The following is a 24,470-nucleotide window of genomic DNA, read 5'->3' as shown; positions in this document are numbered from 1 at the left end:
TTCACGGGAGAAGATGATTGAAGTGACAAAATCATGTTAAAATAGACAATAACGACAAGAAAGGCGGAGATCCAATGGAGCATTCGTTTACGATCGAACCGGCCAGTTATTATGCCTTCGATACCGAGTCTGATTTGATGGACAAGTGTAAGGAATGGGGACTGCTGTCGGAGAAGGCGGCCAAGACCAAAAGCTTTTACTATAAGGGAAATGGGAAACACCTCGCGTGCAGTATTGTCGGTTATGTGGATGACATGACGGCCGTTATTGAATTCGATAATCAGCAGAGGCACTGTATCCATCCCTCTTACCTGAAAGAAATGCAGGCGGCGAGCTATAGCCAGAAGCTGATCACCGCTACCGATGTTGAGCAAGAAGTTGCTTCGGATTCGGCCGATGGGGAGACGCCTGCCAAAGCGCAGTCCGCGAAGGACAAGCCCTCAGCGGAAGCAGCGCCGAAGAGCAAGCCCGTCAAGGAGCCGGCCCAGCCGAAGGCCCCTAAGACGGCTAGAGCGCCTAAGCTTGAGCTTCCTGAGGGGAAGGTCAGCATGATCGCAACGGTCAAGGAGTTCGCGACGGTTCCGAATCATTTTGCCGATACGGATGACGAGGTCATCATTTACGAAGCGGTATCGATTACGGATCCCGAGACGGAGGTCGGAACGGCCTGGTCCAGCCACAGCAATACGATGAAAAAGCTGGAGCTGGAGGTTGGCGATACGATTACCTTCGATGCCAAGATCGTAGCCAAGAAGTTGACGAAGCATCCGGTTCCTTATAAAATTAATAATCCTGCTAAGATTAACAAAGTTAAGTAATGTGGGAATGAAAGTCGGGGAGAGGACTTGCAATGAAACTGATATCCTGGAATGTGAATGGCCTTCGGGCCTGTGTCAATAAAGGGTTTAACGAGTATTTCGCCCGAATGAACGCCGATATCGTCTGCGTGCAGGAGACGAAGCTGCAGGAGGGCCAGATTGCGCTGGATTACGGCGAGGAGTATGAGCAGTATTGGAATTACGCGGAGAAGAAGGGATATTCCGGCACTGCGGTTTTTACCAGGTTGAAGCCGCTCTCTGTACGCTATGGGATCGAAGAAGACTCTGAGCCGGAGGGCCGTATCCTCACACTGGAATTTGAAGCATTTTATCTCGTCACCGTCTACACCCCCAATGCGAAGCGCGACTTGTCCCGTCTGGAATATCGGCTCGAATGGGAGGATCGCTTTCGCGGATACCTTAAGGAGCTGGACGCCAGGAAGCCCGTCATCGTCTGCGGTGACCTGAACGTAGCTCATCAGGAGATTGACATTAAGAACGCCAAGTCCAACCGGGGCAATTCCGGCTTCACGGACGAAGAGCGGGAGAAGCTATCGCTGCTGCTGGAGACCGGGTTCACCGATACGTTCCGGCATTTCTACCCGGACAAGACCGATGCCTTTACCTGGTGGTCCAACATGCCCAAGGTGCGGGAGCGGAATGTAGGCTGGCGTATCGACTATTTCCTCTGCTCGTCACGGCTGCAGCCTGCCTTGGTCGACGCACAGATTCACTCCGAGGTACTAGGCAGCGACCATTGCCCGATCGTGCTGGAGATTGATGAGATAAACATTTCATAACGTTTAATATTGATAATATGAAGGGGCTCCCAAAGGTTCATGCAGGTCATGATGCATGACTATGGGCAGCCCCTTCTCGCGATCGGGAGAATGTTCAGCCAGGATTCATGGGTTCAACCCGAGAGATGTTTGCCATTTCTGCAAAAGTACAAAAATCAATATGAGAAAGAATGGTTTATGTGAAGATTTGTGAGAAAATACATAATTCTTCCACCCCTAGCCGCCTAACAGGTCGAAATCCCCAAGAAATGATGCCTTATAGCACAAATCGCTCAGCATAGAAGATCCATGCAGAGCGATTTGTGCCGTTTTGCAGCTTTAAGCATACCCGGAGACTTACATCTCTATCATCACATGCTTCTTGTCAGCCCCATGCTCTGTTTCCGCCCCTGCTTTCCTTCTCCTAATCATAAAGAAGACCAGGACCATCGAGATAAAAGCAGGGATGGCGGAGATTAACAGTGTTTCGGCGATGCCGCGGGTTAAGGCTTCCTTCTGTATGACGGCTGCCAATACACCGCTGACACCTCCCGCGGCCGATAAAGAATCCGTCCCCAGCTCCAGGTAACGATGGACCACATTCGTTTGAAACTCATTGAAAGCAGGCGTCGTCACATCGATCTTCTCGGCGATATGCGAAGCGTAGTTTGTAGTGCTTCGGGTCATGATGCTTGTAAGCGCGGCAATCCCGAGCGACGCCATAACGTTCCGGAATACATTGGATAATGACGATGCTCTGCCGATCATACTGTTGGGAAGTGTATTCAGCCCTGCAGACGATAACGGCATCATACAGAGGCCGATTCCGATCCCGCGGATGACCAGCATCCAGGTGATCCAGTGATGCGGCGTATTTTGCGCAATATTGTGCAGCTCGACCGTAACGCACCCGACGAGCGCCAAACCGATGACGCTAAGCGGCACAGGGCCGTACTTGGACGTCAGCTTCCCTGCCACCGGCATCATGAAGGCCATCGCAATGGATTGCGGCATCATGAGCATTCCCGTCTGCATAGGCGTCATCCCCAGCACGTTCTGGATGTACACCGGCATCAGATAGACGCCGCCCTGCATCGCAATCATCACGAAGCTGGAGGCGATAAGGCTGATGGTGAAGAGCGAATTTTTGAACAGATGAAAATCCATGATCGGATTCTCCTTGCCGAGCTCAACCCACAGCAGAAACACAAAGCTAAAGAACGAGATAAAGAAAAGCGAGACGATATACAGTGAGGTCCAGCCTTCCTTCTGCCCGTCGGTAAGTGCAAGCAGCAGCGTACCGAACATTACCATGGACAGGAAAGAGCCCATAAAGTCGAACTTTAAGCCCTCTTGCTTCGGCGTTTCCTTCAAGAGAAGATAGCCGAGGATGATGGCCAGAATTCCGATAGGCAAATTGATATAGAACAGGTAGCGCCAGCTGAAGTGGTCCACCAAATAACCGCTTAGCGTCGGGCCCATGGCCGGAGCGGCCATCGCGGAGATGCCCCAGACGCCCATCGCTACCTGAACCTTGTCACGGGGCACAATTTGGTACAGCATCGCCATACCGATCGGCATGATAAAGCCGCCGCCCAAGCCCTGAATAATCCGTGCCGCGATAAGGCTGGAATTGCTCCAGGCCATGCCGCACAGGGCCGAACCGATGACAAAAGCGATTAATGTCGTTAAGAACGTCGTTTTGTAGCCGAAACGATCGGCCAGAAACCCGCCCATCGGCACGACGACGGCGGAAGCCAGCATGTACCCGGTTACCACCCACTCCACGTCGTTCTGGGATACACCGAAGACCGCCATCAGCTTCGGCAGGGCCACGTTCATCAGGCTGCTGTCCAGTATAGCCATGAAGGTACCGATAATCAGGACGATGACCGGCAGCCAATAGCCTTCCTTAGGCTGCAGCTGCGGTTTTGCTGCGGTAATGGAAGCTTGCGTCATTCGCTTCAGCCCCCTTATTCCGCATGAACCTTAGCGCCGTCGGTTACTGCTTCTCCTGGCTTCAGGACGATTTGATCGTTAGCCTTCAGTGAATCGCCCTTGACGTAGACCCATTCTTCATTCTTCTCCTCGACCTGAAGCTGAACTTTCTGAGCAACCCCATTGCTAACACGGTATACGAAGGTGCCTCCCTCGCCCTTCAGCAAAGCGCTCTTCGGCAGCTCGACCCGGCTTGAAGCGGATGCGCCGAAAGCTACGGATGCGACGGCACCGGCGCGAAGAGCCTCATCCGAATTTTTGACGATCACCTTAACGGGAAACGTATTATTATTGACGTCAGACACGGGAGAGACGAAGGAGACGACCCCGTCAAACGTTTTATTCGGAACGCTCGGTACCGTCACTTTCACCTCTGCTCCTTCTTTTACCTGGCCTATGAGACTTTCAGGAACGCTAACCTCCACCTTAACCGAGTCCATGCTCACCATGGTCAACAGCTCCGTACCGGAAGGCATCGAGGTAAAAGCCATTTCTCCGGGCTGAACGGAGCGCTTGACTACGATGCCGTCCGATGGAGCCTTGATAGCGGCGTTGTCAATCGCATTCTTCGAAAGCTCCAGGGATGCTTTAGCCAGATCGACCTGCGCTCTCAAGGCCGCAATTGTGTCACTGGTTGCGCCGGCACGAGCCAGCTCCAGCTTCGCAGAAGCGGCCGAGAGCGCGGCTTGTGCGGAGCTTTGCGCAGCAAGGGACTGGTTATATCCCGTGCTTGCCTTCTCGAAGTTCACATGGGCTGCTTCAAGCTCATCCTTGGACAACAAACCCTCATCATATCGATTCTGAAGCTGATTATGCGTTTTGGTGGCTAAGTCCAATACAGCCTTGGCCTGCTCGACCGCTGCCGCCGCCGTATCCAGACCTCCCCGGGCTTGCGTTACCGCAGCTTCCGCCGCTTGAAGATCCTGCGGCCTTGCTCCATGCAAGGTATCGTTCAGCTTGGCCTGCGCCGCGTCTACATTCGCTTGGGCTTGCGCCTGCTGCTGCAACAAATCGGCCGTATCCAATTGGAGGAGCACATCGCCCTTCTTCACCTTGGAGCCCTCGTCAACGAACACCTCAGCGACACGGCCCGGAAGCTTCGAATAAATATGAACGGTTTGGAGCGGAGCGATTTTGCCGCTTGCTCCGGGGACACCCGCGGAAGCGCTTAGCGTAATCACCTTGACCCCAATGGAGCCGGATGAAGAGGCTTGTGCGGGAGTCCCTGCATTGCAGCCTGTCAGCGCTGCCGTGGATGCAGACAGGATCGCTGCTGCCGTAAGAATATGCAAATAGTTCTTCATGTCGGGATCCCCTTTTAGTCTTTGATATGAATCTTAATTACTGCGTTCATGCCCGGTGCAAAATCCAAGCCCTCGTGGTCGTCGATCGCTACTTTTACATTGATCCGCTGTGTCACCTTCGTGAAGCTTCCGCTGGTGCTGATGGTAGGCATCAGGGAGAAGGTCGAGGCGGCGGCTTCCCCAATCTCCGTTACCTTCCCTGTAAAAGCTCGACCCGGATACGTATCCAGCTCGATATCGACCGTTTGCCCCAGCTTCACCTTGTTAATGCTGGTCTCTTCAATATCCGCCGATATGTATACCTTGCTCTTATCCATAATCATGGCGACGGCTTGCCCTGGTGAAACTACCTCGCCCGGCTTAGCCGACGTCTGAATGACCGTTCCGCTAATCGGCGCTCGCAGCGTCGCTTGATCCAGCAAGCTGTTGGGCAGGTTCGTGATATCCTGCTGACCGACGATCTGATCGGCTACCACCGTATCCCCGATTTTGACCCCGAGTGAATTCATCTTGCCGGCAATCCTTGGCATTACCCGATAAATCTCTCCGGCCACGCGGGCGTCCTCTGTCTTGACATAATGCTCGTTCTCATACCAATAGTAGACGCCGATGCCGGCGCCGCTCGCCACCATAACCAGCAAAATGACGTATAGGATGATTTTCCGTTTCATTGGGTACTCTCCAGCCTCTCCTCGATATGGACTATTAATTTCGAAAGCACATCATGAACTAAGGTAAACTGCTCCTGCGTAAAAGACTGAGCCAGCATTTCGTTAAATTCGGCATCCACCCGGTCGAGACGATCCTTTTTTAATTGCTCGCAAAGCGACGTAATATAGATCCATATCACACGTCGGTCCTTCTCATCCCGCTTCCGCTCCACCAGCCGATCGCGCTCCAAGCGGTCAATGATACCCGTTAACGTGCTGTTGCTTAGCTCCAGCGCCTTGGAAAGATCTCCAATCGTCTTGGGCTGCCCCAGAAACAGCTCACGCAGCACGAACATCTGCGGCCCCGTAAGGCCAAGCGTTTTCATTTCGGCATACATCATGGTCGTTCGCAGCTTATTTAATCTTTTGAATAACGAAGTTACATCAAGGCTGCGGTCCAACGGCACTTCCCCTTTCTTTATACATGCTAATATTACGAACGCGAAATATTCGAATGCAAAATATCATAGCATGAAATGAAATCCATGCAAATATGTTTTTAAACAGTTTAATGAATTTTTGATAAATGGGCCTTCGGATAGCAGAATAGCGCTGCTGGCGCCGGCTTTCCCTAATCGAAAAGAGGCTGACAGCCCCAGCCGTCAGCCCCCTTCTTACCCTGCTTTCTCAAACTGCGTCGTGTACAGACGATAGTAGAAGCCCTTGCTGTCCAGCAGCTCTTCATGAGTCCCGCGCTCAATGATGCGCCCGCCGTCGATCACCAGAATCATGTCGGCCTCCCGGATCGTGCTGAGACGATGAGCTATGACGAAGCTGGTCCGCCCCTGCATCAGCACACGCATCGCCTCCTGGATGTGCATTTCCGTGCGGGTATCGATGCTGCTCGTGGCTTCGTCCAGGATCAATACGGCCGGATTCGCCAGAATGGCCCGCGCGATAGTTAAGAGCTGGCGCTGCCCATGGCTGACATTGGTCCCTTCCTTGGAAAGCACCGTATCATAGCCCTGAGGCAGCTTGCGGATGAAGCTGTCCGCGTTGGCCAGCTTGGTAGCGGCCTCCACCTCCGCATCCGTGGCATCAAGCCGACCATAGCGAATATTCTCCCGGATCGTATCGGAGAACACATAGGCATCCTGAAGAACGATCCCCAATTGACGCCGCAGTGCCTCCTTATCCATGTGCTTGATGTCCGCCCCGTCGATCGTGATGCTTCCCGAGGTCGTTTCATAAAATCGGGTGAGAAGATTCACGATCGTCGTTTTCCCCGCTCCCGTAGGCCCTACCAGTGCGATCATGCTGCCTGGAGATGCATGCAGCGACACGTTCTGAAGCACATGTACGCCTTCCTTATATCCGAAGGAAACATCATTGAAAATGACCTCGCCCTTCATATCTGCAAATGATGAGGATACGGTTCTTCGTGCTGCCTCTTCGTGCTCCGACTTCTGCTCCATCAATTCGAAGACACGCTCGGCACCGGCAATCGCCGCTTGAATCATGTTGAACTGGTTGGCAAGCTCGTTCACCGGCCGCCCCAGCTGGCGGGAATAGTTCAGGAAGGAAACGACGACACCGACCGTAGTCCACTGCATCAACGCCATCCAGCCTCCCCCGAGAGCAATAGCGGCGAAACCCAAGTTATTAATTACGTTCATAAACGGACCCATAAGCCCTGTCAAAATTTGCGCCCGGATGCCCACGTCCGCCAGCTTCGTGTTGAGCCGGCTGAAGTCGGCCAGCGCGCGAGGCTCGCGACAGAAGGTAGCCACGACCTTCTGCCCGGAGACGGTTTCTTCAATGAACCCGTTCAGCTCGCCAAGCTGCTTCTGTTGGGCGGCGAATTGCTTGCGCGTATGACCGGACACGACTCTTGTCAGGATAGCGACCAGCGGAATGGTCACCAGACTGAGCAGCGTCAGCCGCACGTCCAGGCTGAGCATGATCACCAGACACCCGGCAACGGTGATTACACTGGAAATCAGCTGAATCAAGCTCTGGTGCAGCGTAGTCGCGATACTCTCGATGTCATTCGTCGCACGGCTCATCAAATCCCCATGCGGCTGGGTATCGAAGAAGCGAAGCGGCAAGCCCTGCAGCTTGCCGAACACGTCCCCCCGCATCGCCCGAACCGTACGCTGCGACAGCTTCGCTGCGGTAAACGCCTGCAGCCAGGCCAAAGCGGCCCCGCAAATATAAACGCCGAGCAGAATCGCACACAGCTGTAGCAGCCCTGCGTAACGCTGCGGAAGAATATAATCGTCAATAGCCACGCCGATAAGGAAAGGTCCGATCAAGGAAAGGCCCGCGTGCACCGACGTCAGGAGAATGACAAGGAAAAGGGAACCGCTCTCCGACCGTAAATAAGACCATAGCTTCGCCAGTGTTTCCTTGGTGTTCTTAGGCCTTGCCTTCGGCATCCCCATGCTTCCGTGCCCGAAGCCCGGTCTACCTCCGGGCCCCATTGGTATTTCACGCATGCGCCGCATCCTCCTCACCAAGCTGAGATTCGTAAATTTCGCGATAAAGTGCGCTCGAACGCATCAATTCCTTATGCGTCCCGGAGGCGGCGATTCGCCCCTCCTCCAGCACAAGGATGCGGTCCGCTTCCTGCACGCTGGTGATGCGCTGGGCGATCATCAGGCAAGTGCTCCGCGACATCCGCTCCTTCAGAGCCTTCTGAATTTTGGACTCCGTACCGAGGTCCACCGCGCTCGTGCTGTCATCCAGGATCAATATCGCCGGCTCAATCAGCAGGGCTCTCGCGATCGAAATCCGCTGCTTCTGACCTCCCGATAGGTTGACTCCCCGCTGCCCGAGCAGCGTATCGTACCCGTCCGGCAGTCTTGTGATGAATTCGTGAGCCTGAGCGGCCTTTGCCGCAGCCACGATGTCCTCCATCGACGCATCAGGCTTCCCGAAGGCAATGTTGTCCTTAATCGTGCCGCTGAACAGAATCGCCTGCTGCAATACCATGCCGATACGGGAACGAAGACCGGTCAGGTCCAAGGATCGCACGTCCTTGCCGTCGATACGGACCGTCCCGCTCGTTGCTTCATAAAGCCGGGGGATTAGATGAACCAGCGAGGTCTTGCCCGCGCCGGTCGCACCGAGTATGGCTACGGTTTGCCCCGGCTCGACGTCAAAGCTGAGCTCTTTCAGCACGGTTTCGTTCCCGTCATAAGCAAACGATACCTTGTCAAAGGAGATATGTCCTGTGCTGATCCCAGTCGTATCCGGGCTTTCAGGGTTTCCGATCCCCGGGTCCGTCTCGAGCACCTCCTGAATTCGGTCCGCAGAAGCCTTCGCACGGGAAACGTTCATCATCATCATGGCAACCATTAATAACGAGAATAACACCTGGGTTACATAGTTAATAAACGCAACCAGCTCGCCTACCTGGAGGGAGTTCGACCAAATGAGATTCCCCCCGAACCAGAGCGCGGCCACAATGGTAGCATTCAAGAGCAGGAACATGACGGGGCTAAGTGTAGCCATGACCAGATTCGCCTTAAGCGACATCTCCATGAAATCCGTATTCGCACGACCAAACCGCTCTTTCTCGTAATCCGCCCGCACGAAAGCCTTCACTACGCGGATGCCGGCCAAATTTTCCTGCAATACCGTATTCAAAGCGTCGAGGCGGGCTTGAACCTTGGAGAACAAAGGAAAGCCCTTTCGAATCACGACGTACAGCACCGCAAATAAAAGAGGAGTAACAATGAGCAAAATCAACGCCAGCCTGCTGTTAATCATGAACGCCATAATGAAGCTTCCTACGGTAAGCAGCGGAGCGCGCACAAGAACGCGCAGCATCATTTGGACGAAGTTCTGTACCTGAGTAATATCGTTCGTGAGCCTCGTAATGAGAGATCCGGTTGAGAACTGCTCCAGCTTGCGGAAGGAAAAGGATTGAATCCGCTCAAACAAATCGCCCCGGACATCCGCGCCGAAGCGCTGGGAGGCGATACTGGAGAACACCGTACAGCCCACGCCCCCGATCAGACCGACAAGGGTGGTAACGACCATCCAAAGACCCACCTGTTGAATATGACCCAAATTGCCGGTCTTCACGCCCTCATCGATAATGCTGGCCATAAACTGGGGCTGCATCAGATCCATAGCGACCTCCAGCATCATAAGCAGCGGAGCGAGAAGTGTAGCGAGCCAATACGGCCTGACGTATTTGATTAATTTGCGCATGAGCTATCGCTCGCTTTCTTCAGGTTATCGTGCATCTTCATCAGCAGCCGGCGAAAGGCATCCTGCTCAGCCTCCGTAAAGCCGGAGAAGCCTATCGCCTCCATACGATTCATCTCCTCGGTAATAATTTGATGCACCTCTCGTCCTTTCTCCGTCAGGTAAACCCGAGAAACCCTTAAATCCTCCTCATCCGGCCTCCTCACGAGAAGTCCCGTCTTCTCCATCCGCCCTATCATCACGTTAACCGTGGCGGGAGTCACCTGCATCAGCTCGGCGAGCTCCTTTTGGCTTTGGCCATCCTTCTTGGATAAGTGCAGCAAGAGCGCAGGCTGTCCCGGAAACACATCCTTGGTGGAAAGCGTGGAATGCACCATCTGACGATGCAGCTTTGCCGCTCTGATAAATGCCATCTGTAAAGGAATTTGTTCCTTCAAAAGGATCGATCCCTCCCTTTTTAATTAGTCGACTAATTAAAATGTACAACGAAAGACCCGGATCGTCAATGCACTGAAACCTGAAAAACAGCTGAAAGTGTCGGCTTGGAAATGCTTCCTCACCGGCTCTTTCAGCTGCTTCAAGGTATTGTATCGCTAACTGCGCGTTTGGGCCTCATCCCACGCGGCTTTAAATTCACTTATACTGCCATATCGTTCGCTTCTGTCAGGCCGGACAGCCCGGGCCGCGACCTCGTACAGCTCTCTGCCTGCCTCCCATTTGGACATGGAACGGTCTCTTTCACCTCCAAGGAGTGCGAAAGCGGTCGCCCCCATCACAAACACATTGGAGCGTCCGTCAATTTCCGCGCCTGACGTGAATTCCTCGGGTGACATGAACCGCGACGAACCCCATAATCTTCCCATCGTATTGATGAAGGGCTTCTTCCGGTATAGGTCGATATCGCAAATCTTCATTTCCTTGCGGGCAAAATCGTACATCAAGCTTCCGTCATAGAAATCAACGGCAACATAGCCCTTTTGCTCCACATGCTCGTGAAAAGAAAAAATGGTGTCCAGCGAGGCCAATCTGTCCTGTACGGATAGCTGCCGGAATTGAAAAAACGGCGACTCGGGGTGAGTATACTTAGCCGGAGGCGGAAACGTATCATGGGGATGCAGCGATTCCCCCTCGAACCAGGAGAATACGGCGACGTAGCCTGAGCCGGTTTCATAATGGTCAACCATTTGCACAAGAGCGGGATGACTTAGGTCGACATAAAGAGGAACCGCCGCTTTCAGGTTCAGGATGGCCGTATGCGGATCACCCGAATACGCTAGACCTCTCGCGCCTGCGTACTTGACGAAGAGGGTCTCCCCGTCCTTCCTGACGGCAAAGCTGATATTGCCGGAGTCCTGCCGGTCGAATACGCGAATGACACGTCCCAGCTCGCGGATCCATTCTAAATCATGCGGCTCCTGCAGCTGAAATACGACCTCGTCAAGGGTTATCGTATAGGGAGAGATGGCGCTCAAGCTCCTTCCCCGGTGCGATTCACAAGCCACTTGGCCGCATCCAGCAAGTCCGCCGCAATGTAATCGGGCGTCGCCTGGTCATACCACTTATGGCGGTAATTCCCCAGAGAAGACTCCCCCCACCCCGTCTTGACCAGCACCTTGACAGCGCCAACCGCTGCCGCCGCGAGCATATCCGTCGACCCCACATCGCCGACAACCGCACAGCGCTTTAAGTCCAGTCCCAGTTCCTCCGCAGCTCTATGCAGCATCCCGGGCCGTGGCTTGTGGCAATCGCAGCCATCCTCCGGTTCATGCACACAAATGTATGCGGCGTCAAAGCCGTAGGCTTCGAATTGCCGGGTGAATTCCTCTACGGTTGCTCGTCCTTTGGAGATGTTATGCTGATTTGTAAAGGCAATGATCTTACAGCCGTGATCCTTCATGAGTCGGATGGCTTCCTGAGAGTAAGGATAGAGCTCGAAATCATTAGGATGAATAAAATGTCCTGTTCCGCCTATCGTTCCGTCACGATCAACAAAAACTGCCTGCAATGTCTGCATCATAGCCTCCTTCTAATTGAAACCATGTGGTGTATGCACCTCCATTATTACCATATTATGGTCAAAATAACTACCCCTCAAAGCAAAACAACCGCCATACAGCGCGATGACTGTAGGCGGTTGTTACGATTTACACTCGAGGTGTCCCTCCCAGAATGCCGGTTATCAGCTTCTCCAGCGGGATGACATCCGTCATATTCTTGTTGCAGGCACTGCTATGGACACACAAATAATTGCCTATGGCTTTATAATAATCAGGCGAAGCGTTCGCCGGTCTGGATTTGGTAATGGCCGTGAACAAAGCAACCTCTTCCAGCCGATTGCACAAGCAGCAGGTGCTCTTCTTATGCACCGGAGTGATTCGTCCTTCAATACCCACAAGCCGACCTTCCCAAGGATACACGATAAATAGTTTATTTGTGGCGATGTCGGTCCAGCCCAGGTAGCTCATATATCGGAAGTCCGTCTCACTAAGGTCCGGTCCCTTCAGCTTCTTCACTTTAGGGAAGAGCTTCTTCAGCTGCGCTTCGTTCACCTGCGGGAAAGGCTCCATAAAGGGCTCCAAGGATTGCAAGTACGCCTTCAAATCGCCGGAGGATTGAATGTCCTTAACGGCACTTAATAACTCCTTCTGATGGTCCGTTGCCCCTGGGAATGCATCAAGAATTTTTGCCTCGGCCGTATGTCTTACCGATTCGATAATCTTACGATCCGAAACGGAACTGCAGGCTTTCAGCAGACGATCAGCCTGCTTGGAGATCAATTGATATTGGTGGTTTCTAATAAATTGTGTATTCATGGCGCTCAGCCCCTTCCTTGTATTGGAACACAGTAAGGTGCAAAGCCCATTATTAGAAACGATGAAGCTTTATCGGGCGACAGTGATGTATCACAACGATCCGCCCCATGCAAAGTATCGCCCTAATGCTAGGCTTTGCATGAGACGCTACTTAATCTGGCAAACTGATTTGCCATCTCGACCAACCTCCCTTGTCACGCTCATTATAAAATAATCCCTTCTCCGCTGCAACCGCCCGCTCACCTGAACGTCAGTCCGCTTCAGCCAAGGGCAATCTGACAATAAAAGCAGTACCTTGCCCTAGGGTACTATTCACCAGGATCCTTCCCTGATGGGCTTCGACCAGCTCCTTTGCTATAGCCAGCCCTAAACCTGTACCCCCTCTATGGCGTGTACGCGCGTCATCCGTCCGATAAAACCGGTTAAATAAATACGGCAAGTGCTCCGGTGCGATGCCCGGACCGGTATCTGTCACAGAAACCTCAGCCTCCCGAGCCTCGCGATCCTGTCGAATGGTAATGGATACAGTGCCTTTTTCGGGTGTGTACCGAATCGCATTCCCAATCAGATTGACGAAAATTTGGGTGATCCGATGAGGGTCTGCCATCACGAAGCATGCTTCCGCGTTATGGTTAAACGTTATTCTTAGCGACTTGGTTTCCCCATTGAGAGTTAGACGATCAACGATTCTCTCCATCAGGTTCGTTAGATTCAATGCTTTCTTCTCCAATGGCAGCTGTCCGGCCTCAGCAAGCGAAAGCTGGTGGAGATCGTCTACAAGCCGGGTGAGCCGAATGAATTCATCCTGCAGCGGTAGCAGCGTTTCCGGTTCAACCGCCTGTCCCTCCTGCTGCAGCAAATCCAGCTTCCCGCGAATGATCGTAATGGGCGTACGAAGCTCATGAGAAACATCGGCAACCAGCTTCCGTCGTACCTCCTCACCACGCCGAAGCTTCTCGGATAACTCGTTAAAGGCTTTCGCTACCGTTCCATATTCATCCCTCGTAAGGACCTCCGCTTGTACTCCAAGCTCCCCGCGACCCAATCGTTCAATGAAAGGCAGCAGACGCTTCAGAGGAGCCGTAAGTCGGCGCGAAAGCAAATAGGCCGCCAGCAGAGCCACCGGTACGAGCAGCAATGCCCCGACCAATAACAAAACGGTAACTGAGCTTTTCACTCCTTTACGTGCCTTGGCGACGGTTTCTACCTCCCGGTCGTAGTAGTATAAGCCACCGATCACCTCATCCTTGTACTTCACCTGACTGTGCAAACCTAGTCCTCTCGTCAGACCTTCCCCGGCATTTCCGGCGGAATATAGAGGCAGTTGTCGTTCGTTTACCAGGAGGAAGCTTGCGTCGCGATACCGATTCCACTGCTCGCTTGGAATGGTAATTTGATCAACTCCGGTCCAGCTCCCATGGTCCGCATAATACTCGGTAAATTTTGCCGAGAGACGGCTCATTTCATCCGTTCGATCTACGGTCATAGCGTATTGGAATACGGCCGAGACGACCACCTGCGTCAGGAATACGAACAGAAGCCCCATACTCAGAACCATGGCTGCCATGGTAAAAAAAAGCTTACGGCCTACACTCATGGCCGTTGTCCAAACCGATAGCCGAAGCCGTATACCGTTTGAATATATACGGGGTTCGCCGGATCGTCTTCCAGCTTCCGGCGAAGCCTGCTGATGTGTGCATCGACGGTACGTTCGTCATTGAGCAAATCATCCTCCATGGCCGCTTGCAGCAGCTGCAGTCGGCTGTAAACGATACCGGGCTTCGCCGCCATCGTAAGCAGCAGCTTAAACTCAGTAGGGGTTAAGGGAACCTCATTTCCCCGCTTCCACACCCGGCACTCCGCCTCCGCTATCGTCAATTCGCCGCGTTGAAGCTGAGGCTCCGTCTCATCCCTGCCCTCCATACGACGCAGCAGCGAGCGAATACGCGCCAGAAGCTCCCTTAGGGAAAAGGGCTTCGTCATATAATCATCGGCCCCTGCTTCGAGGCCAACAATTTTATCGATTTCCTCCGCCTTCGCCGTGACCATAATAATTCCCATGCGCCCCATTTTCCGTAATTCCCGGCAAACATCTATACCGCTCATCTCCGGCAGCATCCAATCGAGCACGACCAGAGAGGGCTGCTTGGACCTCGCGGCGAGTAAAGCCTCCTTGCCGGTTTGAGCCGTCACAATCTCATAGCCTTCCCTACGCAGGAAGGGGATCATAAATTCCAATACTTTTTCCTCATCGTCTACCAAAAGCAGAGTATGCGGCACTATTTACACAACCTTTCTACCCTATCTGACCCCATTATACAATGACCGCTCAGCACTATGGCAAAATTCACGGGAAGTGTAACGAATCGCAATAAGTTCGCAACATGTTGCTGTTATAGTTCAAATTATCTACTAAGTAAAGGAGTTGAAGTACCCCGTGAACACTAAAAAGAAAGGCTTCGTACTAGCTTCTGAAGCAGCTTATCTCCTCTTATCATGGGCCCTTCTGATATGTATTCTGGTTCAAACGTTCTTTGCGGGCCTTGCAGTATTTGCCGATCCCGTCCACTGGAACGACCATTCGGAGTTTGTAAAGATATTCAGTTTCGTACCTCTGCTCATGATCATCCTTTCCTTCACCGGACGTTTGCCCAAACGACTGCGATGGCAATCCGCCTGCATATTCGTGCTGTTATACGCTCAATATGTTACTGGGAATATACCTTGGGCGGGTGCCGTTCATCCGGTAACGGCGCTTATCATGTTCTGGCTTGTCTTCCAAACCGCCGTCGCAGCGTACAATCACTTTAGAAAAGGGGGAGCTTGTTAAGATGTCTATCCGATTAAGCTTGAAAATGAAGAATGCGCTGGTAGCTCTCCACGTCGTTGCCGTCGTAGCTTGGTTTGGTTCAACCATGTGCATGCTTCTGCTATCGCTTTACGCGCAGCGCTCCGTGAACGGGGAAGAGCTGTATTATACGCTGTCCGGGATGCATGTCATTGACGACACCTTGTTAAAATATCCAGCTTTAGCAACATTGATTACGGGCATTTTGCTTTCCGTCTGGACCCACTGGGGACTGGTAAAGTATTATTGGATCGTGATGAAGCTTGTCATGACAATAGGGATTATTCTCCTAGGGATTTTCTTTATCAACGATTGGTTCGGCTATCTCCTGGAGACCGCTTCTCGACTTGGCATGGCGTCCATGGATCAGGAACTGTTCCAAAGCACGTGGCAAAAGCTAAACATCGCATCGATCGGAAACCTTACCGCACTAGCTGCAATGGTAGTCATCACCTATTACAAGCCCTTCGGCAAAATCCGCAAGAAGTAATCAGATCTCCCCTGCACACTAAAAAAGCCAGACATGCCTGTTTCTTAGGCACAGCTGGCTTTTTGTCTTACCTCATAACGAACCAGTAGAATACGGCGGCAATCGCAAAACGATATATCGCAAACCATTCCAGCTTTAATCGCTTCACAATGTTTAAGAACGTCACCACGGCAATCATCGCGACGACAAAGGCGCTAACGAATCCGATCAGAAACAACAGGAGGTCATCGGAGGTTAAATAATCTTTGCTATCATACAAATCTAGGATCGTAGCCCCGAACATGACGGGCACGGAGATCATAAAGGTGAAATCTGCAGCAGCCTTCTGGCTCGTCCCCAAAAGCAACCCGCCCGAGATCGTCGAGCCTGAGCGGGAGAAGCCCGGCCACAGCGCCAAGCATTGGAACAATCCGATACCGAGCGCCTGCTTGTACGTAATGTCATCCGTCTCTTCCGAGGTCACCTTGCGCTTCGAGCGGACGGCGACGATCAGCAGAATCCCCCCGATAACAAGACCAATGAGAACAGGACCCGGACCGAAGAGCACTCCTTTAATAAAGTCTTTGGCAACCAAATAGACGATAAGTGCAGGAATCATGGCAAGAATCATATGAATGGCATTCAGCTTTTTCGCTTTAAAATCGAGCTTGACCAAATCCATCAGCATACCTAAGTAGCGTTTCCAGTACAGCACCAGCACCGCAAGAACGGCACCGAGCTGAATGACGATTTTGAACGTGTCTGCAGCCTGACCTTCGAAGCCCAGCAAGTTGCCCACGAGAATCATATGCCCCGTGGAGGAGACCGGCAAAAACTCCGTTAATCCTTCGACAATTCCTAAAATAACGGCATGAATCATTTCTAGCATGTACGATGTTCCGCCTTTCTAACGTTAAAAGTCCGCGTAGTACACGACGCTACTCAATATAGCAGGAGTGCGACGGAGATTCAAGAGAATTCGCCATTGTTAAGAAGATGTTAAGGAAGAATCCGTCAGAAGTTGATGAAGTTTGATGGCTTATGTCACGGGTTGCTTCTCCCTGTCAGCAGATTTTATATTCTCATAAGATGATTCTAAATGAAACCAAACATGTTTCGGTTAGGATGTAGCTATCAGAGAAATCAAAGGAGTGTTCGAGCTTATGAGAGCTGCTTATCCGACTGGAAGAACGGTAACGATGGATTTTATCGTGATAGGTTCGGCAAGAGGACTGCATTCGGTGCTGTTGCGCCGCGGCGATCAAGAACGGTATCTGATGAAGCGGTTGAGCGGAAGAGAGCTTGCCGCCATGGCAGGTGATATGGGAGAATGCGCGGTTCGTCTGCTCAGCGTACTGAGACAGGGAGAAATTTTGAGCTGTGAGCACGGGATGATCCTGGTGAAGCAAGCTTCATGCCTGAGATCGGTGGGGGCGTAGTAAGGGAGGGGATCTAGTAAAAAAAGAAAAGCGCTCCATTTACGGAACGCTTCATACGTTTATTCGTTGTCACGAAAAGCCAGGGGTTCATCCTCGTTGCCTTCGTTAAGATCGTCTTGGGCAATGTTAACCGGAGTTACGCTTTTCGCATTTTCCAGGTTATCGTTAACAAACTCCATATCTTGATTCTCTGCATTCATGTTGCCTGTTCCCGTGTAATTTCCTTGATGCTTCCTGTTTTCAGACATAACGGCATACTCCTTTGTTATTAATGTTAATAACAATATTTATTTTGTTAATGCATGCAGGCACTGCCCTGCCCCCTGCACTCAACTGGTAGTATGACCGTGACTTCGTAAAATTACCCATCGGAAACACAATTCTTTGACTACACCTTAAATTTTCGGCGGTAATACGCGTTGTACCCAATAATTAAGGGAGTTATGACGAACGTAGGGATAAACCAAACCAGCGGATGTACGGAGTCTACCTCGAGCAAGCGCGGAGCCCCGAAAACCGTGAAAGCCGTAATGGTTGCTATACAGCAGCCCAGCATGCCGCCTAAATGCTCGAACCACCAATGCATCCGGTTCTTTGGAGGTGTCAGCCAATAATACAGCTGCTGGGATCCAAGCAGAATCCCAATGAGCGGAAACCACTGAAGCAGCGGAAAACCGATCGTCCAGCCAAACCAGCTGATAGCGATTCCTCCCAGCACAAGCGCGCCTGGAATCAACATATCCAACAAGCCCTTATGAGCTGCCGACCGCTGTTTGTAGCGAAGCACCCTCATCCCGTACCATGCCGATGAAGAGCTCAGCAGTGCGATAAAGATGAGAAAATAAGCAAAGGCCGTCGATTCTGCGGTCCTCCCGGGATCCAGCGTAATCCTCCATAGCCCCATGTACCAAGCAGTGACTGCAACCACGCCCATGGCCCACACATAAATCCACCCGACTCTTGCATGCAACTTCCCGCCTTTACGGGTAATCATTGGAATCCAAAAGACAAGAAGCGCAAGAAATCCGCCCAGAATATGAAGGACCCGTGTAAATTGAAACAAAACCTCCAAGCTCGTTACCAGCATAACCATCACTCCCTGTAGATACATCGTTTCATTCCGTTAAATCTATTGTAACGGGAATGCTTCGCTTCTTCAGGTGAGCTGAGTCATGAACCGCACCCTGCATAGCAATGACCTAAGTCATGATCTGGTGAGCCGGAGAATCTCGTCCTTTAAAAAACGAGAGCTATCCAGCAATTTCCGACAAAACCTCTTATTTTCACACCTTGCAGGCTATGAATCTAGCAATTATGATTAAGAAAAAAACTAGAACAGGCTGGTGCATACATAAGTGAAGACAGAAGGGCAAATTATTGGTGCGATTAAGGGGAAAATGACGGATGAATCGGTGGCGCGCGAGCTTCGCGATCTGCAGACCCGATTGAATGAATTGCGTAGCGAGACTTTGCAGCTTTCTAAGCATGATCAGCATAGAAGAGCGCTGATTCGAGCGGAAAAGCAGTATATCAGCAACCGGATTCAGTCATTTATGGGGCAGCGAATCGGATAGCGTATCCGTTGAAACGTTAAAAAGCAGGTACAGAGGAAAGAAAGCTTCCTTTGTTCCTGCTTTTTGTCATGTTTGCGGTCCTATTTCGTCATGGGAGACAAAGCTCCAAGCGCCTTCTTAGCCGGCCCCTCGATAACTTCACCATGGTAGTTGTAACGGGAGCCATGACACGGGCAGTCCCACGATCTTTCCGCAGCATTCCACTCGACCTCGCACCCCATATGAGAACACGTTGTGTCCACCAGGTGCAGCTCGCCATGAGGATCCCGATAAGCTCCCGCCCTCTTCCCTCCTACACGGACAACGGCGCCTTCGTCGTTCTTCAGCTCCTCCGGCTTCGTATGTCCCAGCTCCAGCTTGCCGGCTATCAAGTGCTTAGCGACATCCGCATTCGCCGAAAGGAAGTTCTTAATGTCGGGATCGGCATGGAATCTCGAAGGGGAGAACAGCTCCTTATAAGGGCTCTCCTCTCCAAGGATCAGCTTGGTGTTCAGATGGGCGGCCGCTACGCTGGAGGTCATCCCCCATTTCTTGAAGCCAGTGGCTATGAACAGGTTCGGCGTATCCGCCAGCTCCTGCCCGATATAAGGAACCTGATCCGTGGTGAAAATATCTTGAGCCGACCAGCGATAAGCAATCTCCTGCAGGCCAAGCTCCTCCTCCGCGAATTTTTTCAAATTTTCGTAGTATTGGAACGTACAGATGCCTTGCCCTGTCTTATGCCCTTCCCCTCCGATAATCAGCATGGGCTCGCCATTCACCGTCGCAGACCGCAGGGACCGTTTCGGGTTGTCTGCACTGATGTACATGCCGCCTGGATAATCCAGCTTCGCCCGTATGGCCATAACATACGATCGTTCTACGTGTAAACGGGAGAAATAATATCCGTTCCGGTCATTAAAAGGCCAATGGGAGGCACACACCACGTAATCGGCCGTTACCTTTGCCCCTTCTTGCGTGCTTACCGTAGCCGGCTTTTCCTTCGTTACGCCGTTAACCGTGGTGTTCTCATAGATCTGTCCACCCCCGCGAACAATCTCCTCTACGAGGTGGGTTAGGAAGGCGAGCGGATGAAAGCGTGCCTGATTCTTCATGACTACGGCAGCCTTCGTCTCATAGGGAAGGGCTGTTCGCTCCAAGTATCCCCCGGGGATGCCGAGTTGTTCGTACGCCTTCGCCTCCGCCGCGATTTTGCCAATATAATCCTCACTGCTGCAATAAACGTAAGCATCCTCTGTGACTAGCTGACAATCCATCGAATGCTCCTGCACCATGTCTTTGATCCATTGAAGCGCTTCCGCATTGGCATCGTAGTAGAGGCGTGCCTTCTCTTTGCCCATATGAGAAATCAGCTGATCGTAGAATAAATCATGCTGGGCGGTAATTTTCGCCGTTGTGTGCCCCGTCATCCCGTGAAGGATTTGGTCTGCTTCCAATATGGCTACTTTCAAGCCTCTCTTGGTTAGCAAATAAGCTGTGACGATGCCCGTCATCCCGCCCCCTACAATGGCCGCATCAACTTGAATATCGCTGATCAGCCTGGAGAATCGTGGAGTTTGAACGGAATTCAGCCAATAAGATTGAGGAAATTGCGGAAATGCATTGTAGGATTCGGTTTGCGCCATACCTAAAGTACCTCTCGTTTCCCAGTTTTAGGATAATGTAACCAATCCCAGGAGCCGCTATTCACACCGATCTGACAACGGCAGAATAATTCCTCCGCTTCGAAACAAACTATACCAAGATATTATTGGAGCGGATCGGGGTGAATTCTTTTGAATCAGGCAGGCACAGCGGCTTACAATATAGAGTCCTTCGATAAGGCACTGCGGAAGGCCGTTCATCAGAATCCGAACCTGATTGCAAAGCAAGTATCCTTCGGATTTCGGAAAGGCTGCATTTTCTACCTCAATACCATCGTCGATCAGGATCTGCTTCAAAGAGATGTCATTGGAACGCTTATCCATTTAGATCATGAACCGACTACGGATGATTTTAAGGAACAGTTCCCTGTCGGTGCGGTGAAGCAGGGAACTACACTTTCAGCGTTGGTTGACGATTTGTTTCAAGGCTGGGTCTATCTGTACCTTGGGGATCGTCCCGGATTGCTGTTCTACCTGTACAAGCCGAAGGAAAGAACACCGGGCAAACCAGACGTGGAAAGTCAGGTTCTGGGACCGCAGGTTGGCTTTACAGAAATACTGAATTCCAATATTGCCTTGCTGCAAACGTATTTACCGAACCCCGACCTTTGTCAGGAAATGCTGCAGGTGGGGACGAGAACCAAGACCCAAGTTGCACTGCTCTACGTTAAGCAGGTTGCGGATGATCATTTGGTTGAACAGCTTCGGACCCGAATCGAAGAACTTAGCTTCGACGGCATCGTGGATAGTGCGGTGCTGGTTCAGCTGATAGATGACAATAAGGCATCGATCTTTCCTCAGATGATCCTAACGGAGCGGATTGATCGTGTGACCTTCTCGCTGTTGGAGGGAAAGCTGGTGCTGCTCGTATCCGGCAGTCCTTTTGCCATCGTCTGCCCTGCAACCATGATGGATTTCTTCTCGTCGGCGGAGGATCATCTGGTCCGCTGGAACATGGGGACATTTACCCGGTTCCTTCGAGTCTTTGCTATGGTTCTCTCCTTGTTGTTTACACCGGTATACGTGGCAGCCTTGACCTTTCATTACGAAATTGTCCCGACCGCCATGGTCGTACCCTTAGCGGAATCACGAACAAGAGTACCGTTCCCTCCCCTCCTTGAGGCCTTGTTCTTAGAATCGACGATTGAGCTTCTGCGTGAAGCCGGAGCTCGCCTGCCGACCAAAGTCGGTCAGACCATCGGTATCGTAGGCGGTATTGTCATTGGGCAAGCAGCGGTGCAGGCGGGTTTTACGAGCAACATCCTTATCATTATCGTTGCTCTTGGCGCTTTGTCTTCCTTTGTTACACCGGTTTATTTGATGGGTATTACCATTCGTATCATCCGATTCCCATTGATCATCCTTGCGGGGCTTTTCGGCGGACTTGGGATTATGATCGGCGTTTGCTTTCTCCTGATCCACCTGCTTCGATTGACCAGCTTAGGGCAGCCATATCTATACCCTTTAGTCCCGTTCCGATGGACGGATCAAATGGACAGCCTGCTCCGGTTCCCCTTCTCCTTCCTGCGGAAACGTTCACCGTACACTCATGGTGAAGATCAGCATCGATGGAAGTCAGCGAAGGATAAGGATAAGAACAATCAAGATATCGACGAATGAGGGTAGAGGCCCATGCTTAGAAGTGAATCCGCTCCAAAACCATGCAAGCAGTTTAGCGCCTATTTACTGGCCTTTCTTGTATTTGAAGCTCAGGTAGGAGTCGGCTTGCCGGGTTTTCAAAGGGTTATCTTTCGTGAAGCCGAACATGATGCTTGGTTATGTGTGATTCTTGCAGGTTTGCTTTCCCATATAACGGTTTGGTGCATGTTTCAGGTGCTGAAACGCGGTTCGAGGAAGGATCTTTTTGGCATTCAGCAGGAGATCTTCGGGCGCTGGGTTGGAGGGTTAGCTACTCTTCTGTATACCTTATATCTTTCGTTCGGCTTTCTTGTGATATTAAGAAATTATGTGGAGATGGTTCAAACCTGGATGTTTCCGGACATGCCGACGTGGCTGCTTGGTTCTATTATCGCCTACCTGGCGGTTTATGGAGTTCTTGGAGGTGTACGAGTCATCGTGGGTATTTGTACCATTACCTTCTTCTTAACCATCTGGCTGGTGATTTTTATCTGGTTTCCGCTTCGATATTCCTTATGGTCGCAGCTGCTGCCTTTACTGGAGGCGGATATCGGTCAATTGCTCCGTGGTACAGTAAAAATGTCCTTCACTCTGGTAGGCTTTGAGCTGATCTATGTGTTATTTCCATACATAAGAAAACCTGAGCAAGCACCCAAATACACACATGTCGGTCTTATCATGTCCACTCTGCTCTATCTGATCGTCATGGTCGTCACTTTAAGTTATTTCAGCCCAAATCAGCTGCTCCAGACCGTATGGGCTACCTTTACCATGTTCAAAATCGTCATGTTTCCGTTTTTGGAACGATTCGAATATGTGGCCATCAGCGTTTGGATGCTGGTCATTCTTCCTAATCTTGCGTTGTATCTTTGGGCTTCTACGAAGGGATTGAAGCGCATCTTCGGGTGGAAACAAAAGGTGTCTACTTTGGGAATTGCCGTTATCGCTGTTGTAAGCTCTCTTTTCCTTGATACCCGGATTCAAATTGATCAAATGAATGATCTATTCAGCAAGATCAGCTTTGTGGCGGTATTCATCTACCCGTGGCTTATATTACTTGGCTACGGGATGATGCGACTGCGGAGGAGAGGACCTAGTTCATGATGTGGAGAAAAAGACGGCTGGCTCTCGTTGTGCTAACGCTTGCTCTGATTTGCACCGGGTGTTTGGAAACAAAAATTTTGGAGGAAATGGGACTCTCCGTTATTGTAGGCTATGATCCGGATGAGGACGGCAAAATTACAGGCACCTCCCTTCTCCATCAAATTGATCCCGGCGCTAAAGAAAATGTAATCGTCGTGGGAACGACTTCCGACACAAGCAAGGGAATCCGAAATAAACAAAATCGGGAGATGTCAAAGCGTGTCGTAAGCGGTCAGCTGCGTGTGGCTGTTTATAATGAGAAAATTGCCAGAAACGGCATCATGCCGCTCGTAGATACGTTGAAACGCGATCCCTCAATCTCGAATACCATGTATCTTATTGTGAGCCGCGGGAAAGCAGAAAGCATTATTGCCCATGATTATCCTGAAATCGTAAATATCGGCAGCTATTTGTATAAAATGATTCGGCAGAACATTCGTGGGGAACAAATCGTTTCCTGTACCCTGCATGAATTTTTGCAGGCCTACTATTCGGAAGGGCTAGATCCGGTCCTTCCAATCGCGCGACAAGTTGGGGATGAAATTCATCTGGAGAGCACGGCTATTTTCCTTGACGACAAGATGGTAGGCGAACTGAATATGGAGGAAACCTTCCTCTTAAAGATGATGAAGGGCAGATACAGGGCCGGCTCCCTTGAGCTCGTACTGGATGCCGAGCCGCTTAAGGAGGTTGTAAAGAATTTAAAGGATTCGGAGCTGAAGCTTGTTGTAGAGAATATTCACAGCAAGACGAATATTAAACTGGTCACTCCTTCTCCTCCCACCTATCGCATTGATATTAAGCTAGAAGGGAGAATACAGGAAATTTCATCGGAGTTGAATTTGGGCCAACAGGAAATCCTACGAGTCATTGAGCAAGGGATCTCCGATCGCTTGGCCACCCGAACGAAGATGATGATTGACAAAGCGAAGAAGCTCAAGGCCGATCCTATTGGGCTTGGAGAGGTTTATCGTTCCACCATTCGCGGTTCTAAGCTGACCAGGGAGCGCTGGCGTGAAATTTATCCTGATGTTAAGGTCGATATCAGTATAAAAACAAAGATCATTCGTTCCGGGGTTTCCGATTAACATATAAAAAGAGAGATCCCTACTCCTTCTTAATTCGAAAAGGAGTAG

The 24,470-nt window shown here is 51.3% G+C and carries 25 protein-coding genes; 9 read left to right on the top strand and 16 right to left on the bottom strand.

Going from position 1 to position 24,470, the window contains the following annotated elements:
- Positions 1 to 74: 74 nt before the first annotated feature.
- Together QMO62_RS31445 and QMO62_RS31440 are read left to right on the top strand one after the other, a co-directional pair.
- Entirely contained in the window at positions 75 to 818 is a 744-nt protein-coding gene (locus QMO62_RS31445) for a hypothetical protein (RefSeq protein WP_284646421.1), read from the top strand.
- Between the two features lie 32 nt (positions 819 to 850).
- Positions 851 to 1,618, top strand: coding sequence for an exodeoxyribonuclease III (locus tag QMO62_RS31440; RefSeq protein WP_284646420.1), 768 nt, complete (start codon positions 851 to 853; stop codon positions 1,616 to 1,618).
- A 336-nt stretch (positions 1,619 to 1,954) separates the two neighbouring features.
- Here the strand turns inward: QMO62_RS31440 and QMO62_RS31435 are convergent, their stop codons facing one another.
- From QMO62_RS31435 to QMO62_RS31380, 12 genes are all read right to left on the bottom strand, one after another.
- Complete coding sequence (locus QMO62_RS31435; protein WP_284646419.1) at positions 1,955 to 3,556, bottom strand: DHA2 family efflux MFS transporter permease subunit; 1,602 nt, start codon at positions 3,554 to 3,556, stop codon at positions 1,955 to 1,957.
- Between the two features lie 14 nt (positions 3,557 to 3,570).
- Positions 3,571 to 4,899, bottom strand: coding sequence for an efflux RND transporter periplasmic adaptor subunit (locus QMO62_RS31430; RefSeq protein ID WP_284646418.1), 1,329 nt, complete (start codon positions 4,897 to 4,899; stop codon positions 3,571 to 3,573).
- Between the two features lie 14 nt (positions 4,900 to 4,913).
- A complete protein-coding gene (locus QMO62_RS31425) occupies positions 4,914 to 5,570 on the bottom strand; it encodes an HlyD family secretion protein (RefSeq protein WP_284646417.1) in 657 nt (218 codons plus the stop codon).
- The gene (locus QMO62_RS31420; RefSeq protein ID WP_284646416.1) at positions 5,567 to 6,010 is read right to left on the bottom strand and encodes a MarR family winged helix-turn-helix transcriptional regulator; all 444 of its coding nucleotides are present in this window, start codon (positions 6,008 to 6,010) and stop codon (positions 5,567 to 5,569) included. Before QMO62_RS31420 ends, QMO62_RS31425 begins: the two co-directional genes overlap by 4 nt.
- A gap of 213 nt (positions 6,011 to 6,223) precedes the next feature.
- Complete coding sequence (locus QMO62_RS31415; protein WP_284646415.1) at positions 6,224 to 8,047, bottom strand: ABC transporter ATP-binding protein; 1,824 nt, start codon at positions 8,045 to 8,047, stop codon at positions 6,224 to 6,226.
- Positions 8,040 to 9,770 (bottom strand): ABC transporter ATP-binding protein, encoded by a 1,731-nt coding sequence (locus tag QMO62_RS31410; protein ID WP_284646414.1) that lies wholly within the window; start codon positions 9,768 to 9,770, stop codon positions 8,040 to 8,042. Before QMO62_RS31410 ends, QMO62_RS31415 begins: the two co-directional genes overlap by 8 nt.
- Complete coding sequence (locus QMO62_RS31405) at positions 9,758 to 10,180, bottom strand: MarR family winged helix-turn-helix transcriptional regulator (RefSeq protein WP_284646413.1); 423 nt, start codon at positions 10,178 to 10,180, stop codon at positions 9,758 to 9,760. The genes QMO62_RS31410 and QMO62_RS31405 overlap by 13 nt, the downstream gene beginning before the upstream one ends.
- 180 nt (positions 10,181 to 10,360) lie before the next feature.
- Positions 10,361 to 11,230, bottom strand: coding sequence for a serine/threonine-protein kinase (locus QMO62_RS31400; protein ID WP_372516759.1), 870 nt, complete (start codon positions 11,228 to 11,230; stop codon positions 10,361 to 10,363).
- A 5-nt stretch (positions 11,231 to 11,235) separates the two neighbouring features.
- A complete protein-coding gene (locus QMO62_RS31395) occupies positions 11,236 to 11,784 on the bottom strand; it encodes an HAD-IIIA family hydrolase (protein WP_284646409.1) in 549 nt (182 codons plus the stop codon).
- Positions 11,785 to 11,911: 127 nt separating this feature from the next.
- A complete protein-coding gene (locus QMO62_RS31390; RefSeq protein ID WP_284646408.1) occupies positions 11,912 to 12,580 on the bottom strand; it encodes a FusB/FusC family EF-G-binding protein in 669 nt (222 codons plus the stop codon).
- Between the two features lie 250 nt (positions 12,581 to 12,830).
- Positions 12,831 to 14,147 (bottom strand): sensor histidine kinase, encoded by a 1,317-nt coding sequence (locus QMO62_RS31385; RefSeq protein WP_284646407.1) that lies wholly within the window; start codon positions 14,145 to 14,147, stop codon positions 12,831 to 12,833.
- Positions 14,148 to 14,173: 26 nt separating this feature from the next.
- Entirely contained in the window at positions 14,174 to 14,860 is a 687-nt protein-coding gene (locus QMO62_RS31380) for a response regulator transcription factor (protein WP_284646406.1), read from the bottom strand.
- A gap of 157 nt (positions 14,861 to 15,017) precedes the next feature.
- On the opposite strand from QMO62_RS31380, the gene QMO62_RS31375 reads away from it, so the two are divergent.
- Both QMO62_RS31375 and QMO62_RS31370 read left to right on the top strand, forming a co-directional pair.
- Positions 15,018 to 15,410: a DUF6220 domain-containing protein gene (locus QMO62_RS31375; RefSeq protein ID WP_284646405.1), complete on the top strand. Its 393-nt coding sequence runs from the start codon at positions 15,018 to 15,020 to the stop codon at positions 15,408 to 15,410.
- A gap of 1 nt (position 15,411) precedes the next feature.
- Positions 15,412 to 15,918 carry a DUF2269 family protein gene (locus QMO62_RS31370; protein ID WP_284646404.1) on the top strand — a complete coding sequence of 169 codons (507 nt, stop codon included), beginning with the start codon at positions 15,412 to 15,414 and terminating at the stop codon, positions 15,916 to 15,918.
- A gap of 67 nt (positions 15,919 to 15,985) precedes the next feature.
- Here the strand turns inward: QMO62_RS31370 and QMO62_RS31365 are convergent, their stop codons facing one another.
- Positions 15,986 to 16,786 carry an undecaprenyl-diphosphate phosphatase gene (locus QMO62_RS31365; protein ID WP_284646403.1) on the bottom strand — a complete coding sequence of 267 codons (801 nt, stop codon included), beginning with the start codon at positions 16,784 to 16,786 and terminating at the stop codon, positions 15,986 to 15,988.
- Positions 16,787 to 17,060: 274 nt separating this feature from the next.
- Between QMO62_RS31365 and QMO62_RS31360 the strand changes: the two genes are divergently transcribed.
- Complete coding sequence (locus QMO62_RS31360; RefSeq protein WP_284646401.1) at positions 17,061 to 17,336, top strand: hypothetical protein; 276 nt, start codon at positions 17,061 to 17,063, stop codon at positions 17,334 to 17,336.
- 59 nt (positions 17,337 to 17,395) lie between these two features.
- Here QMO62_RS31360 and QMO62_RS31355 read toward each other — a convergent pair whose 3' ends face one another.
- Both QMO62_RS31355 and QMO62_RS31350 read right to left on the bottom strand, forming a co-directional pair.
- A complete protein-coding gene (locus QMO62_RS31355) occupies positions 17,396 to 17,584 on the bottom strand; it encodes a hypothetical protein (RefSeq protein ID WP_284646400.1) in 189 nt (62 codons plus the stop codon).
- Positions 17,585 to 17,724: 140 nt separating this feature from the next.
- Positions 17,725 to 18,423, bottom strand: a complete 699-nt coding sequence (locus QMO62_RS31350) for a DUF2306 domain-containing protein (protein WP_284646399.1) — start codon at positions 18,421 to 18,423, stop codon at positions 17,725 to 17,727.
- A gap of 268 nt (positions 18,424 to 18,691) precedes the next feature.
- Between QMO62_RS31350 and QMO62_RS31345 the strand changes: the two genes are divergently transcribed.
- Positions 18,692 to 18,910 (top strand): hypothetical protein, encoded by a 219-nt coding sequence (locus tag QMO62_RS31345; protein ID WP_284646397.1) that lies wholly within the window; start codon positions 18,692 to 18,694, stop codon positions 18,908 to 18,910.
- An 80-nt stretch (positions 18,911 to 18,990) separates the two neighbouring features.
- Here the strand turns inward: QMO62_RS31345 and QMO62_RS31340 are convergent, their stop codons facing one another.
- Positions 18,991 to 20,535, bottom strand: coding sequence for an FAD-dependent oxidoreductase (locus QMO62_RS31340; RefSeq protein WP_284646396.1), 1,545 nt, complete (start codon positions 20,533 to 20,535; stop codon positions 18,991 to 18,993).
- 150 nt (positions 20,536 to 20,685) lie between these two features.
- Between QMO62_RS31340 and QMO62_RS31335 the strand changes: the two genes are divergently transcribed.
- The 3 genes from QMO62_RS31335 to QMO62_RS31325 are packed head-to-tail and all read left to right on the top strand — an operon-like array spanning position 20,686 to position 24,422.
- Entirely contained in the window at positions 20,686 to 22,173 is a 1,488-nt protein-coding gene (locus QMO62_RS31335; protein WP_284646395.1) for a spore germination protein, read from the top strand.
- A 12-nt stretch (positions 22,174 to 22,185) separates the two neighbouring features.
- Positions 22,186 to 23,295, top strand: coding sequence for a GerAB/ArcD/ProY family transporter (locus tag QMO62_RS31330; protein ID WP_284646394.1), 1,110 nt, complete (start codon positions 22,186 to 22,188; stop codon positions 23,293 to 23,295).
- Positions 23,292 to 24,422, top strand: a complete 1,131-nt coding sequence (locus QMO62_RS31325) for a Ger(x)C family spore germination protein (RefSeq protein ID WP_284646393.1) — start codon at positions 23,292 to 23,294, stop codon at positions 24,420 to 24,422. Before QMO62_RS31330 ends, QMO62_RS31325 begins: the two co-directional genes overlap by 4 nt.
- Positions 24,423 to 24,470 lie beyond the last annotated feature (48 nt).

This window comes from Paenibacillus silviterrae (genome assembly GCF_030167925.1).
Classification (GTDB): Bacteria; Bacillota; Bacilli; order Paenibacillales; family NBRC-103111; genus Paenibacillus_G; species Paenibacillus_G silviterrae.
This window is presented reverse-complemented; position numbering and strand designations above follow the sequence as displayed.

What these genes read in the sequence shown, in the direction of transcription:
- QMO62_RS31445 (WP_284646421.1), top strand. Translation starts at nt 75, where the DNA reads ATGGAGCATTCGTTTACGATCGAACCGGCCAGTTATTATGCCTTCGAT.
- QMO62_RS31440 (WP_284646420.1), top strand. Translation starts at nt 851, where the DNA reads ATGAAACTGATATCCTGGAATGTGAATGGCCTTCGGGCCTGTGTCAAT.
- QMO62_RS31435 (WP_284646419.1), bottom strand. Translation starts at nt 3,556, where the DNA reads ATGACGCAAGCTTCCATTACCGCAGCAAAACCGCAGCTGCAGCCTAAG.
- QMO62_RS31430 (WP_284646418.1), bottom strand. Translation starts at nt 4,899, where the DNA reads ATGAAGAACTATTTGCATATTCTTACGGCAGCAGCGATCCTGTCTGCA.
- QMO62_RS31425 (WP_284646417.1), bottom strand. Translation starts at nt 5,570, where the DNA reads ATGAAACGGAAAATCATCCTATACGTCATTTTGCTGGTTATGGTGGCG.
- QMO62_RS31415 (WP_284646415.1), bottom strand. Translation starts at nt 8,047, where the DNA reads ATGCGTGAAATACCAATGGGGCCCGGAGGTAGACCGGGCTTCGGGCAC.
- QMO62_RS31410 (WP_284646414.1), bottom strand. Translation starts at nt 9,770, where the DNA reads ATGCGCAAATTAATCAAATACGTCAGGCCGTATTGGCTCGCTACACTT.
- QMO62_RS31405 (WP_284646413.1), bottom strand. Translation starts at nt 10,180, where the DNA reads ATGGCATTTATCAGAGCGGCAAAGCTGCATCGTCAGATGGTGCATTCC.
- QMO62_RS31395 (WP_284646409.1), bottom strand. Translation starts at nt 11,784, where the DNA reads ATGATGCAGACATTGCAGGCAGTTTTTGTTGATCGTGACGGAACGATA.
- QMO62_RS31390 (WP_284646408.1), bottom strand. Translation starts at nt 12,580, where the DNA reads ATGAATACACAATTTATTAGAAACCACCAATATCAATTGATCTCCAAG.
- QMO62_RS31385 (WP_284646407.1), bottom strand. Translation starts at nt 14,147, where the DNA reads ATGGCAGCCATGGTTCTGAGTATGGGGCTTCTGTTCGTATTCCTGACG.
- QMO62_RS31370 (WP_284646404.1), top strand. Translation starts at nt 15,412, where the DNA reads ATGTCTATCCGATTAAGCTTGAAAATGAAGAATGCGCTGGTAGCTCTC.
- QMO62_RS31365 (WP_284646403.1), bottom strand. Translation starts at nt 16,786, where the DNA reads ATGCTAGAAATGATTCATGCCGTTATTTTAGGAATTGTCGAAGGATTA.
- QMO62_RS31360 (WP_284646401.1), top strand. Translation starts at nt 17,061, where the DNA reads ATGAGAGCTGCTTATCCGACTGGAAGAACGGTAACGATGGATTTTATC.
- QMO62_RS31355 (WP_284646400.1), bottom strand. Translation starts at nt 17,584, where the DNA reads ATGTCTGAAAACAGGAAGCATCAAGGAAATTACACGGGAACAGGCAAC.
- QMO62_RS31350 (WP_284646399.1), bottom strand. Translation starts at nt 18,423, where the DNA reads ATGCTGGTAACGAGCTTGGAGGTTTTGTTTCAATTTACACGGGTCCTT.
- QMO62_RS31340 (WP_284646396.1), bottom strand. Translation starts at nt 20,535, where the DNA reads ATGGCGCAAACCGAATCCTACAATGCATTTCCGCAATTTCCTCAATCT.
- QMO62_RS31330 (WP_284646394.1), top strand. Translation starts at nt 22,186, where the DNA reads ATGCTTAGAAGTGAATCCGCTCCAAAACCATGCAAGCAGTTTAGCGCC.
- QMO62_RS31325 (WP_284646393.1), top strand. Translation starts at nt 23,292, where the DNA reads ATGATGTGGAGAAAAAGACGGCTGGCTCTCGTTGTGCTAACGCTTGCT.